The organism is Gordonia sp. NPDC127522, from assembly GCF_042672305.1.
Taxonomy (GTDB): domain Bacteria; phylum Actinomycetota; class Actinomycetes; order Mycobacteriales; family Mycobacteriaceae; genus Gordonia; species Gordonia hongkongensis.
Map to the genome: position 1 here is coordinate 1 of NZ_JBHXVK010000035.1, position 11,746 is coordinate 11,746.

At 64.2% G+C, this 11,746-nt stretch carries 12 protein-coding genes; 4 read left to right on the top strand and 8 right to left on the bottom strand.

Annotation, left to right across the window (positions count from 1 at the left end):
• Nucleotides 1-30: 30 nt before the first annotated feature.
• The 4 genes from ACFVHY_RS24300 to ACFVHY_RS24315 are packed head-to-tail and all read right to left on the bottom strand — an operon-like array spanning nucleotide 31 to nucleotide 2,135.
• Nucleotides 31-930 (bottom strand): DUF3560 domain-containing protein, encoded by a 900-nt coding sequence (locus ACFVHY_RS24300; protein ID WP_390275920.1) that lies wholly within the window; start codon nucleotides 928-930, stop codon nucleotides 31-33.
• Between the two features lie 43 nt (nucleotides 931-973).
• Nucleotides 974-1,468, bottom strand: a complete 495-nt coding sequence (locus tag ACFVHY_RS24305) for a hypothetical protein (RefSeq protein ID WP_390275922.1) — start codon at nucleotides 1,466-1,468, stop codon at nucleotides 974-976.
• 49 nt (nucleotides 1,469-1,517) lie between these two features.
• Complete coding sequence (locus ACFVHY_RS24310; protein ID WP_390275924.1) at nucleotides 1,518-1,952, bottom strand: hypothetical protein; 435 nt, start codon at nucleotides 1,950-1,952, stop codon at nucleotides 1,518-1,520.
• Between the two features lie 30 nt (nucleotides 1,953-1,982).
• On the bottom strand, nucleotides 1,983-2,135 hold the full coding sequence (locus tag ACFVHY_RS24315; RefSeq protein WP_390275926.1) for a hypothetical protein: 153 nt from the start codon (nucleotides 2,133-2,135) through the stop codon (nucleotides 1,983-1,985).
• Between the two features lie 335 nt (nucleotides 2,136-2,470).
• Between ACFVHY_RS24315 and ACFVHY_RS24320 the strand changes: the two genes are divergently transcribed.
• The gene (locus ACFVHY_RS24320) at nucleotides 2,471-2,632 is read left to right on the top strand and encodes a hypothetical protein (protein WP_390275928.1); all 162 of its coding nucleotides are present in this window, start codon (nucleotides 2,471-2,473) and stop codon (nucleotides 2,630-2,632) included.
• 22 nt (nucleotides 2,633-2,654) lie between these two features.
• On the opposite strand, the gene ACFVHY_RS24325 is transcribed toward ACFVHY_RS24320, so the two are convergent.
• Complete coding sequence (locus ACFVHY_RS24325; protein WP_390275930.1) at nucleotides 2,655-3,623, bottom strand: DUF4192 domain-containing protein; 969 nt, start codon at nucleotides 3,621-3,623, stop codon at nucleotides 2,655-2,657.
• A gap of 486 nt (nucleotides 3,624-4,109) precedes the next feature.
• Entirely contained in the window at nucleotides 4,110-4,586 is a 477-nt protein-coding gene (locus tag ACFVHY_RS24330; protein ID WP_390275932.1) for a PaaI family thioesterase, read from the bottom strand.
• A gap of 108 nt (nucleotides 4,587-4,694) precedes the next feature.
• Here ACFVHY_RS24330 and ACFVHY_RS24335 point away from each other — a divergent pair, with 108 nt between their 5' ends.
• Both ACFVHY_RS24335 and ACFVHY_RS24340 read left to right on the top strand, forming a co-directional pair.
• Nucleotides 4,695-5,303 (top strand): TetR/AcrR family transcriptional regulator, encoded by a 609-nt coding sequence (locus ACFVHY_RS24335; RefSeq protein ID WP_065630631.1) that lies wholly within the window; start codon nucleotides 4,695-4,697, stop codon nucleotides 5,301-5,303.
• Between the two features lie 91 nt (nucleotides 5,304-5,394).
• Nucleotides 5,395-8,457, top strand: coding sequence for an RND family transporter (locus ACFVHY_RS24340; RefSeq protein ID WP_065630610.1), 3,063 nt, complete (start codon nucleotides 5,395-5,397; stop codon nucleotides 8,455-8,457).
• 304 nt (nucleotides 8,458-8,761) lie between these two features.
• On the opposite strand, the gene ACFVHY_RS24345 is transcribed toward ACFVHY_RS24340, so the two are convergent.
• The gene (locus ACFVHY_RS24345; protein WP_065630611.1) at nucleotides 8,762-9,976 is read right to left on the bottom strand and encodes an IS110 family transposase; all 1,215 of its coding nucleotides are present in this window, start codon (nucleotides 9,974-9,976) and stop codon (nucleotides 8,762-8,764) included.
• A gap of 312 nt (nucleotides 9,977-10,288) precedes the next feature.
• Here ACFVHY_RS24345 and ACFVHY_RS24350 point away from each other — a divergent pair, with 312 nt between their 5' ends.
• Complete coding sequence (locus ACFVHY_RS24350) at nucleotides 10,289-11,044, top strand: hypothetical protein (RefSeq protein WP_390275934.1); 756 nt, start codon at nucleotides 10,289-10,291, stop codon at nucleotides 11,042-11,044.
• 130 nt (nucleotides 11,045-11,174) lie between these two features.
• Here ACFVHY_RS24350 and ACFVHY_RS24355 read toward each other — a convergent pair whose 3' ends face one another.
• Nucleotides 11,175-11,432, bottom strand: coding sequence for a hypothetical protein (locus ACFVHY_RS24355; protein ID WP_390275936.1), 258 nt, complete (start codon nucleotides 11,430-11,432; stop codon nucleotides 11,175-11,177).
• Nucleotides 11,433-11,746 lie beyond the last annotated feature (314 nt).

Sequence of the window (11,746 nt, forward strand, 5' to 3'; positions counted from 1 at the left end):
GATCCCCCCGACCGAGCTCGAAACGCTTCACTACGCTGGCCTCGGCCCCGAGGACCAGCCCACATTGGAGGCGGCACAGAACCTAGGGTGATTCATCTTGACCAGGTCGCCGGCGGTGATGGTGTCGGGGCTGTAGTCGCCGGCGGTGCCGTCGGCGATCTGGGCGGTGCGGATTTCCTGCCAGTAGGTGATGGTCGCGGCGCGCTCGGCCATGCGGGCGATGAGGCGTTCGCGGTACTCGCCGGTCGCGGCGGTGGTCTTCTCGGTGTGCTTGACGCCTCGGCCGTCGGTGAACAGGGTTCGGGTGTGTCCATCGAGGGCGCGTTGATCGGCGCGCTGCTCGGCTTCGAGTTTGTCGATGCGGTTCGCGACGGTGACCGGGCTGTAGCGCAGTTCGGTCGTGCGGGCGGCGGATTCGGCGCGGCTGGCGGCGCGGTCGGCTTCGCGGTCGGCGGCCACGGCTTTACCGAGGGCGTTGTGGGCGCGGTCGATCGCGCGGCGGTGCCGGCCTTCGCTGTGGTGGCCGACCTTGATCGGCTCGCCGCCCGGGGGGAGTGCGGCCGTGGCGCGCTGTTCGGCGGTCCATGCGGCCTCGGCGTCGGCGGCGCGGCGGTCGGCCTTGTTCTCGAGTGCGGCGACGCGGTCGGCTTGGCGGGCGGCGCGGTCGGCTTCGACCTGGGCCGGGTCACGGTGGGTGCGGTCGATCTCGACGGTGACGGTGTGGCCGGCTTCGGTGAGGGCGCGGGCGGCGCGGTTGATCTTGTACTCGTTGGGCTGGCGGTCGCGGCTGGACTGGATCCCCATCATGCCCAGGGAGCGGAACCAGCGAAACCCGTTCGCGCGCAGTATTTCGTAGGTGCCATCGCCTCGGATCATGCCGTCGGCGAGGGTGCCGTCGGCGGCGGTGTGGGTGATGTCGATCGCGGTCATGGTGTGGTGTTCCTTCCGGTGGGGTGGATGGGTGAGGGGTGGGTTAGTGGGCGTGGTTGGGGCGATGTCGGTCGATGTCGGGCCAGCGGCCGGGGGTCAGTCCCTCGGTGAGGTCGCCGGGCTGGGTGGCGGCGGTGGCGGCGCGGGCGAAGATCTCCCATAGCTGCGGGCCGGGGTGGTGGTGGTCGGCGCGGGCGTGGGCGATGACGGCCTGCTGCCAGCTGATCCATGCGCCGGCGGGGCCGTGTAGTGCCGGGGTGAGGTGGCGGTTGCTGGCGGCGGCGGCGCGTCGTGCTGCGGCGCACACCTCGGGGTGGGTCTTGGTGAGGGTGCGTTCCCGGCGGGGGTGGTGCTCGGTGAGGGTGTCGAGGGTCCAGGCGAGGAGGTCGACGTCGAGGAGCATGCGGTGACCGGTGCGGCGGCGGGTGTCGGCGGCGAGGTTCGCAGCGGTCCAGAGGAAGCCGGCGCGGGTGGCGGCGTACTCGGCGGGCACGACGGCGGGGCTGTAGGTGTCGGGGGTGGTGAGGGTGGCGGTCATGGCTTCGGGTCCTTCCCGGTTGTGGGGTGTGCGGGTGGTCGACGGGCGGTCAGCTGAGGGGGTGGTCGTGGACTTTCACCTGCCGGGGGGCGTCGATGCCGTCCAGGGCGGGCAGGGTGGCGGTGCGGTGTCCGGCGGCGTGGCGGCCGGTGAGGGTGAAACCGTGCTCACCGGGGGTGACCGGGGCGAGGTACCAGCTGGTGCCGGACGGATTGCCGAGCAAGCCGGGCACGTACTCGGTGCGTGAGGCGCCGGTGTCGGCGTTGATGGTGGTCACCTGGGTTGCCCAGGTCACCGACACGAGGGCGAACAGCGGGCCGTCGTGGTCGGTGACCGGCTCGCCGGTGCCGGTGGTGAGCGGTTCGACCGGCGTCCCGGGGTTGGGGTGCCCGGCGAAGGCGTCGACGCGGCCGATGATGTACGCGGCGGTGCCGTCACTGAGGGTCGCGGGGATGGTGGTCAGTGCGGCGCGGCTGGTGGTCATGGTGTGCTCCTTCGTTTCGAGTGCGGTTGGTCAGTGGTCGGTGTGCAGGTCGCGGCGGGCGGCGGCGCGGTCCTGGCGGTTGGCCTGGCGCTTGGCGGCGCGGATGGTGTGGCGGCTCTGGTGGGTGCGGCTGACGCGGGTGAAGACGTCGCGCTGGGTTCCGTTGCGGGTCGGGCGTGGCATCGTGGGTTCCTCCTGCGGCCGGGTGGTTTGTTTGACACCTGCCATCTCGTTGCCGGCGGGAGGTCGGTGCAAGGGTGTTCACAGCGAAAAAGTCATCCGGGGCGCAGCCCTGCAAACCCGTAGGGCGGATTAGTTTTTCGCGGCCCTTGTCGCCGGGCCGACCAGAGGTACGAGACTGGAAGGGGGCAACAAACCCCCGTTCGTGTGCGGCGCAGCCGCGCACAGGTATCGAGTCCGGCCGGCAGGCCGGTCGATGTGGAATGCCGGGCGGCAGCTCGGCCAACAGGGCTGTTCGGCGTAGCCGTTCCGCTGTGGTGGCCGTTACCGTGGTGGGTATGTCTTCTGTGGAGCGCGCGTTGGCTGATCTGTGGGTGCCGCTGGTGTCTGAGGTGGAAGCGGTCGCCGAGGGTCGGGCTGTGTCGGGTCCTGACGCGCCGCGCACCGATCTGTTGTGGCGGGAGGCGATGCCGCCGGGGGTGGAGGCTCAGATTCTCTGACCTGAGCCTCCGGCCCGCCGTGCTAGACGTCGTCGGGGGTCGGGAAGTGCCCACCGAATAGTTGGTCGGCCAGGCTTGCGGTGGGCACGATCACGCCGCTGAGTGCTTGGGGGGCCATGCCTGTGCGTTGCGCGGCGTCGAGCAGGCGGGCCAGCGCGGGCGGCTGTGTGTCCTTGGGAGTCTCGGCGGCGATGGTGTCGAGCACGATGCCGGCCATGGTCCCGTCGCCGGCCAGGTAGTGCATGGCGGCCGCGATGGTGAGGACGTTCGCGCGGTCGCGGCCACGCAGCGGTCGGGCGAGCTCTGTGAACACGTGGGTGGCGGTGATGGGGTCGTAGGCTGCGGTGCGCAGCAGGGCGTCGCGGTAGCGATGGTTGTCCCGGATGAGCACGGCGACCTGGGCGGACAGCTCGCGCGGAACGTCGGTGGGGGCGTGGGCGATGGCTGAGACGACGGCCTTGGCGGCGAGTACCGGCTGAGGGGTGATGTTGTTGGTCGTGATGGGGTCGGTGGTGGCCAGGCGCGCGCGCATGGCGGACCGGGACGCACCGATCGTGTGGCCGTCGACGATGCGGCCGACGCTAGTCGGGCTGTTGCGGTAGTCGGCGGTGGTGCCGACTTCACCGGTGCTGTGGTCGATGTAGGGGGCGCGTTCATCGCAGTGGGGGGTGTGCAGGCGACGGGTCGTCTCAATCCCACGACGGCGCAGGGCGTCGCGCATGATGCGGGTTGCATCGGCTCCGACCTCGGGGTCGACGCTGACGGCGATCACGACGGCGGTGGTGGCCTGGTTCTCTTTGAACACCTCGGCGATGTGACCAGCGGCGACGTTGGTTCCGGCGATGTCGTGACGGGCGGTGAGTCGTACGGTGTCGACGTCGAGGCCGATCGCAATGATGGACTCGGACGGGACGTAGCCGAGCAGTCCGGGGATCGCGGCGATGATGTCGGCGGGCGCGCTGGTGAGGCGGGTGCGGCGGCGGTCGGCCATGGTGGTCGCTCCTTTGAGTGTGCGGGATCGCTTTGCTACCGGAGGACTCTGGCTGGAGGTCACCGACACCAAGGAGGAAAGCGTGATTGTTTTCGGGGCGCTTGCGCCCTGCAAACCGCTTTCGGCGAAAAGAATCTCGCGCCTTGGTGGCGGGGACTGGAAGCCATAGGCTCGGAGGTGCAAAGCGATCCGGGACCACGCTTTTCACAGCGCGGCGTAGCCGCTTCCGATCAGGTGTCGGCGTAGCCGGCAGTCTCGTGCCGTACTGCCAGCAGTCAGGCTCGACGCGACCACACCGGACGCAACCCCGCAGTCGGGGATCTCAATGCGAGAACGCAACATCGACCCCGGCTAGGACAAGCTAAGCGCTCGGTTCACGGGGAGGGTGGTAAGACGCTGCGAATGGGTTAGATACGTCTCGCCCTCAGGGTTTGATGCAGCCTTGCTGTCTCGGGCAACACCAGATGCAGGCGCGGTTACGGCCTTCTAGTCGGCTTGAAGGAATCGAGTAATCAGGTCTGTGGCGGCGTCCGGGTCTCCGTGGTTCTGAAAGTGACTTAAATCAACTTTTACGAACACGGCGTTCGCGGTGAAATACGCTGTCTCGCCTACTGTGCCGACCGCTTTGATGGAGAGTGCCCGAGCGGTGTCATCGACGACCGTGGCGACGAGGTGCACGGGTGTGTGCAGTGGCACTGGGTGTCGGTACTCGACGGTGAGTGTTCGAGTGACTGCAGGTGTGCGGGCGATCCACAGGGTGAATCCCATGATGTCGTCGCAGGCTGCTGAGATGGCACCGCCATGGGCTAGGCCGGGTGCTCCTGATTGGCGTTCGTCGAAGGTTAGATCAGCGTAGACGTGGTCGTCATGCCTGTATACCTCGAGCTGGAGTCCGCTGGGGTTGTCGCTGCCACATCCCATACATGATGGCGAGTGCGCTGGTAGCCGCTGATCGAAGCTCATTGGGTGGTCCTCTCTGCGGTCCTCGTTCGGTGTTCGAGCACTCGCAGTTTCGTTCTGTTACCGACGGTATCGTTTGTGCTGTTGGTCTGGAGCGGGAAGTGGGCAAGGGTGGAGATCGCCGATATCGATGATGTGGACCCGAGGCGGGTTCGCTCGCGGGCGCGGTTGTTGGACGCCGCCGCGACCCTGCTCAGCAGCGGTGGGGTCGAAGCGGTCACCGTGGAGGCTGTAACCCGGCTATCTCGCGTAGCCCGCACCACGCTGTATCGACATTTTGAGAGCACCACTGACCTGGTGGCAGCAGCCTTCGAGCGGTTGTTGCCTCAGGTGGACAACCCTGAAACCTCGCAATCGATTCGCGATGACCTGGTCAAATTGATGCAACGCCAGGCTGCCCTCATCGAACAGGCTCCGTTGCAGTTGACCACACTGGCTTGGTTGGCAATGGTTCCCAAGCAACCTGGCGAAGAACCAAACACACTGGCGCCGTTGCGGATGCGCGTAGTCAACCAGTACCGAGAACCCTTCGATCGAGTGTTGACAAGTAGCGCGGCCGCCGCTGAACTCGACGATCCGGACTTGACCATGGCGATCACTCAGCTGGCAGGCCCTCTGGTCTTCGCCAAGCTCACCGGGATTCGCGCGATGGATGTCGCTGATCTCGAGCGCCTCGTCGATGACTTTCTTGCGGCGCACAGGCGGCGCCCGCCTACATAGCCTCACCGCCTTCCACTTTTACGCTACAACTTGTAGCGTAGCGCTACCGATGGTTCCGCTGTGGGCCAGATGAGTTGGTGAGGTACTGCGTATGGTGGTCCATCGTCCCGATGACAAGCGCTTGGCGAGGCGGCCGTTGGTCGAGCGCAGCGAGTACAGCTCCACGTTGGGACGAATCGCGCGGTTCACTTTGACGCACACGTCCCTGGTCATCGGGGTGTGGATAGCTGTCGGGGTGGTGTTGGCGGTGCTGTTTCCTCAGTTGGAGACGGTGGTGCGGCAGCAATCGGTAGATCCGATCCCTGCAGGGGTTCCGTCCTTTCAAGCTCTTGATCAAATGGGTGGCGCTTTCGGGGAAAAGGGCGCTAAGACCACTGTCTTCGTGACCATGGAGAACCCGAATGGGCTTACAGAGGTCACGCGAGAGCGATACGACGCGTTGGTCGTACAGCTCCGTGAAAATTTTGACGATGTGCAATCGGTTCGTGACTTGCTGTCGGATCCGATCACTGCCCGCCAGGCGTTGAGTGAGGATGGCAAGGCCTGGTATTTGCCCGTCGGGGTCTCGGGGACCCTGGGCGGTCCGGCGGCGACTCATGCGGTGGAAACCGTCCGCGAAACCGCACGCCGGGTGTTTGAAGATACTGGTACCGCGGTTCATGTCACCGGACCCGCAGCCACGTTCAGTGATCAGATCGTGAGTGCCGAGAGCGACCTGGTCGTGATCACTTTGGCCACAGTCGCGCTGATCGCCCTGATCTTGCTGGTGGTGTACCGATCGCTGTTCACAGCAGTGGTGCCGTTGCTGGTGATTGGTGTCAGCCTTGGGGTGGGCCGCGGCGTCTTGTCCGCACTAGGTGAGCTCGGAATGCCGGTGTCTCAGTTCACCGTCGCGTTCATGACGGTCATTCTGCTCGGGGCCGGGGTGGACTACTCAGTCTTTTTCATCAGCCGCTATCACGAGCGGTTGCGCCAAGGCGCGCCTACCGCGGATGCTCTTGTGGACGCTACAGCGACGATCGGACGGGTCATCTTGGCCTCGGCGGCGACGGTGGCACTGGCATTCCTGGCTATGGCGTTCGGCGAACTGAGCGTCTTTTCCACCTTGGGTCCGGCCTGCGCGATCGCGATCCTCATCGGGTTCCTCGCCACTGTCACCTTGCTGCCGCCGGTGCTGCAGTGGGCAGCCCGCTTCGGTTGGGGCAACCCCCGACGAGACCTCACGCGCAAGTACTGGAATCGCGTGGCGGTGCTTGTCGTCCGCCGCCCAGTCCCCCTTCTCGCTATAACGATGGTGGGGCTGATCGTGCTGAGCATGATCGCGATGGGTATCCGCATCACCTATGACGACCGACAGGGCCAACCCGCGACGACCGACAGCAACCAGGGATATGCGCTGCTTGACCGCCATTTCCCCACAGATGTGACGGTTGCTGAGTTTCTTGTGGTGGATGCGCCGATCGACCTACGCACCGCCAGCGGACTTGCCGACCTCGAGCAGATGGCTTCGCGGGTATCCCAAATTCCCGGGGTGACTCGCGTCATCGGCGTCACCCGTCCCACCGGTGACAAACTCGAACAGGCCGAGCTGTCGTGGCAGAACGGTCAGATCGGGGACCAGGTGGCAGGCGCCGTCGCAGACGGCCAGCAACGAAAAGGCGACCTCGAGCAGTTGCGCTCCGGTGCCAACCAGCTCGCCGACGGGCTGGCCCAACTCGACACCCAGCTACGCCTCAACCTGACGCCACTCGCCGGTATCCTCACCCAAGCAAGCACCGCCGGTCAACAAATCCAGCAGTACCAACCACTCCTGCGCCAGCTCGCCGCGTCCGCGCCCGCACTCGACCGCGCCTCACAGAACGCCCCACAACTTGCCGCCCTGACCCGCCAAACATCCGCGGCGCTGGCAACAGTGACCTCAATCCTACCCCTCCTCGACTCAGCGCCCTGGTGCGCCCAAGTCCCCCAGTGCGCAAACCTGCGCGCACAGATTCGCGACCTCAACGCCACACTAGGGAGTGGACTGCTCGACCAGATCACCACCCTGTCAACACAACTCGCACAACTAGACACACCCCTCACGACGGTCACCGACCAACTCACCGCAACCGTCAACTCCCTCGACTCCACCCTGAGCACCATCAACAACCAAGACCTGCCCGCTAAGATCACTCAACTCCAAACTGGCGTGAGTCAGCTCGCCGCAGGATCACGACAACTCGCCGACGGCGTGTCCGCGCTGATCGACAGCAACCTTCAGCAACTAGCCGGGATGGCCACCCTAGCCACGCAACTCCAAACCTCCGCCCGCGAAACCGCCGGAACAGACTCCGCGACCGGCTTCTACCTGCCACCTCAAGCCAACGCAGACCGCCGCTTTGTCGATGTCGCTCGCCAATTCGTCTCGCCCGACGGCCATACCGTGCGCTACGCAATACAAACCAGCTTCGACCCCTACAGCACCGAAGCCATACAACTGACCAATACCATCACCGATGTTGCAAACGCCGCCAGACCGAACACCACCCTGGAGGACTCCCACATCGCAATCGCCGGATTCCCCGCCATCAACGCCGACCTGCAACGCCTACTCGCCGACGACTTTCGACTCCTGGCACTGGCAACCCTCATCATCGTCGGCCTGATCCTAATCCTTCTCCTCCGAGCACTCATCGCACCGCTGTATCTCCTAGGAACCGTCGTCCTTAACTACACCGCGGCACTGGGCATCGGCGTCCTAATCTTCCAACACATCCTCAAAACCGAGATCGCCTGGCCTGTACCGCTATTGGCTTTCATAGTCCTCGTCGCCGTCGGCGCAGACTACAACATGCTGCTCATCTCTCGCCTACGCGAGGAATCCCAGAACAACATACGAATCGGCGTTCTACGAACCGTCACCAACACCGGATCGGTCATCACCTCGGCCGGCCTCATCTTCGCTGCTAGCATGTTCGGCCTCATGGCTGGCTCGATCTCCATCATGACCCAAGTTGGACTGATCATCGGTATCGGACTACTGCTCGACACCTTCATAGTGCGCACCATCGTCGTGCCGGCTATCGCGACACTACTGGGCAAAACCAGCTGGTGGCCGAACAACGAAACCGCCCCAGCCAGAACCATTCCGAAACGGAGCAGAAACCAGGTGTAGACCACCTACCGTCACGCAATGGCGGCCGCGCAAAGACCCACCAGCCGCCGAACAAGTGCGATGAGGGCAGGCAAGAGCGAGCGCCTCAAGCGGAGATTGAGCGCTGGTAAAGCGACCAAATTGGTACATCCTCGCCGATGACGCCCACCAGGTGTGGGCACGGCGGCATCGCGCATTGACGCCGAGCAACTACCTGCACTCGTTGCCCAGCTGCGCTCGCGATGGGCGGCACGCGCTCGCGGCTTGCCCTTCGATTAGCCGAATGCGAGCGGCGTCTGAAGTTCTCCGGCTCGGGCGCTGACCTCTAGGCGGCTGTTGGCTCGGACACTGCCGAAACGGAGCCCGGAGACGGACGCCAGGTCCGATTATCGCGGATCAACGCCCACACAACGTCAACGAGCCGTCGAGCGAGTGCGATGAGAGCGTGGATGTGGGAACGCTTCTCGCCCCGTTTGCGCCGGTAAAACTCGCGCGATGGTCCCTCGCGCTGGGAGCTGTTGAGTGCGGCCATGAAGAACACCTTCCGCAGCCCTCGGTGGTAGCGCTGGGGTCTACGCAAGGTGCCGCGCCGGTTTCCGGAGTGGTGCGGTACTGGAGCAAGACCGGCGTAGGCGGCGAGTTTGGCGGCCGAGCCAAACGAGGCGGGATCACCACCGGTGATCGCGACGAGCTCAGCTCCACTTCGGGTTCCGATGCCAGGCACGGATTCGAGAATCGGTGCCAAGCGATGACGATGGAACACCTCAGCTATCTGCTTCTCAACGTCGTTGATCTGGCGCGTGAGCGCGATCAGCGAAGCCGCCGACTGTTGTACCAGCAGTGCCGTGGTTGCCTCGCCAGGCAAAGCGACAGTCTGCGCGGCCGCCGCGGCACGCGCCTTGCTGATCATCTTCGGAATAGTCGGTCGGCGCACGCCGTGACCTCGTAAGTGGTCATAGATCTCCTCGTCGGAGGCCACAGCAATCGCCGACGGTGTCGCGAACCGGGTGAGGAACGCCAGACCGGTCAGTGTCGAGTAATCGAAACACCGTTCCAGGGCAGGGAAAATACGGGTCAGCAGGCCACGTAGGCGGTTGATCCCTCGCGTGCGCTCGGTCACCAGGTCACTGCGGTGCCCGGTCAACAGATCGAGTTCGATCGCGACGTCGTCGGGCACCGAGACTATCGCGAGGTCGCCACGTAGGCGGGCTGTCTGGGCGATCACTACCGCGTCGCGGGCATCGGTCTTGCCCTCGCCCACGAACGCGCTGGTCATGCTGTGCACGACCCGGCCGGGCACATAACGGACGTGCTGGCGCTGGGCAGCCAGCACGCCCCGCAGCAGTGCTGACTCGGGCGCGGTCATGTCGATCGCCCACACCACCGTCTCGACACCAGCGACCCGATCGACCAGCGCCTCAATCGCAGGCTGATCATTGGGGAGCCGCCGAGACCACAGCACCGATCCCGCCTCATCAACCGCGGCGGCGTGGTGCGCGTGTCGACCGACATCTATTCCTACCCAGACTGTTTCGTCCATACTGCCCCTTCCGTATACGTCTGGCTCGTCAGGGTGTTTCGCCGGGCACACCTTTACACAGCGACACGTTCGCGAACACATCTCAATCAGCGGCCGAAACGACCCGTCACGGCCCGGGGTGACCTTCCACGCCAAGCCACCAAGGGCAACGGGTGATTGTCGAGCCACGCCCCGAGCCGCGGACGAGCGTCCGAGGCGACCGCCCCGGACGTACTCCAACGTAAAGGTGATTGTGCGGGAGCGACGCGGGTTCGGTAGGGCTTGGTGTCGCGGTAGCTCTGGTATTTGCTGTTTGTTTGTTAGATTGGCCAAATGGTAAATAACACAAACCTCGACACTTTAATTACAGATTTTCAACAAAGCATCGATGACATTAAGAGACATACCTACCTTTGCCTGTCGCTCTACGAGGAGAGAGATAGGGGAGACGAATTAGTAAAGATGGATTTGCCAAACGCGCGACACATCTACGAGAGTTCGCTTCTTTCGGCCGTCGTGGCATGGCATTCGTTCGCGTCCGACTGGATACTAACCGCCATTGCGTGTGACGTGTCGACGATAAACAGCAAGCTACAGGAAGCGCAGCCGGCATCTTTCAAGGTCAAAGGCCAATTGGTGGTCTACGCTCGGCCGCAGTTGATTCGCCGGAAACCGTCAGTCTCCGAGGTCAGAGACCTGCTTGAGGGCTCGAATCGGGGTAGCAATTTGTCCATTTACGACCAAAACGCATGGAGTCGGTTTAGGAACATCCTTGGTCCTGAGTATTCGGAACGGGTCGACAAATTCAATACGGACGACTATACGGTCATGCGGCTAAGCAACTTGATGAGAAACTACGCGGCCCATAAGTCCCAGCAGGCTCAGGATAAGTTGAACCTGGAATTGCGCAGCGACTCGGTGAAGGATCTGGATAAGCGTGAAGGAGTAGAGTTCACATACGACAAGACGCGCGTGAAGAACTTAGGCAAGTATCTATTCGCTTACAGTCCCAACCCAAAGTTGGGACAGAACACACGGTTGGGATACCTGTTGTATCGGTTGAGTGGACTGTCGGAGAAGCTTCGTTGAATGTCCGGGCGCGTAGCGCCCGGAGGAGTAGTTGAGCGGCCGGAGGCCGCCCATGTTGCAGTGCGAGCGCGAGCGAGCTCCGCAGATCGGGTCTGGTGCCAGGCCCCGACGGGGCCTGGCCGGGGCGCGGCTACGTCGTCCCGTAGATCGGCGTCTTGGTGAGGATGAGGCATTCGCGGTTGTCGTCGTCGGCGATGATGATGGCGTGGCCGTTGGTGAGGAGTTCGGCGAGTCCGAGTGCCCACTCCGACATTTTGAGGTCGAGCATGTTGGCGATGTCGATGAGTGCCGGCGGGTTGTCGGTGCTGGCGCTGTCGAGGACGTTGGTGGCTCGGATGATCTCGCGGGCTGGTTCGGTGACGTCGATGTTGGTGATGGTCCAGGCCATGGTGACTCCTTCGATTGGGTTCGCAGGGTTGCGAACGTCGGAGTTGGTGGGACCGGGCGGGGTGGACTGTCAACCCATAGGACCCGTGTGCGCCGGAGGCCAGTTCGGTTGCGAGCGTAGCGAGTACGGGTTACCGGGCTGGCCGGAGCGTGTGGGCGCAGCGTAGCGGAGAACACTCGGCAGCGTGCGGGTGTGGGTTGACGGGTCGGGTCCCCGGTCGGTCACACTTGGTCGACGTGCGCGCTGCTGTGGTGACCGTCCACCTGAGTAGGTCTTTGACTCCCGGTGGTGGCCGGCGCGGAGCGGAGCGGAGT

Coding starts and splice junctions, on each gene's coding strand:
- ACFVHY_RS24310 (WP_390275924.1), bottom strand. CDS start 1,952: ATGACCACCAGCCGCGCCGCACTGACCACCATCCCCGCGACCCTCAGT.
- ACFVHY_RS24355 (WP_390275936.1), bottom strand. CDS start 11,432: ATGGCCTGGACCATCACCAACATCGACGTCACCGAACCAGCCCGCGAG.
- ACFVHY_RS24315 (WP_390275926.1), bottom strand. CDS start 2,135: ATGCCACGCCCGACCCGCAACGGAACCCAGCGCGACGTCTTCACCCGC.
- ACFVHY_RS24320 (WP_390275928.1), top strand. CDS start 2,471: ATGTCTTCTGTGGAGCGCGCGTTGGCTGATCTGTGGGTGCCGCTGGTG.
- ACFVHY_RS24325 (WP_390275930.1), bottom strand. CDS start 3,623: ATGGCCGACCGCCGCCGCACCCGCCTCACCAGCGCGCCCGCCGACATC.
- ACFVHY_RS24305 (WP_390275922.1), bottom strand. CDS start 1,468: ATGACCGCCACCCTCACCACCCCCGACACCTACAGCCCCGCCGTCGTG.
- ACFVHY_RS24340 (WP_065630610.1), top strand. CDS start 5,395: ATGGTGGTCCATCGTCCCGATGACAAGCGCTTGGCGAGGCGGCCGTTG.
- ACFVHY_RS24300 (WP_390275920.1), bottom strand. CDS start 930: ATGACCGCGATCGACATCACCCACACCGCCGCCGACGGCACCCTCGCC.
- ACFVHY_RS24345 (WP_065630611.1), bottom strand. CDS start 9,976: ATGGACGAAACAGTCTGGGTAGGAATAGATGTCGGTCGACACGCGCAC.
- ACFVHY_RS24350 (WP_390275934.1), top strand. CDS start 10,289: ATGGTAAATAACACAAACCTCGACACTTTAATTACAGATTTTCAACAA.
- ACFVHY_RS24330 (WP_390275932.1), bottom strand. CDS start 4,586: ATGAGCTTCGATCAGCGGCTACCAGCGCACTCGCCATCATGTATGGGA.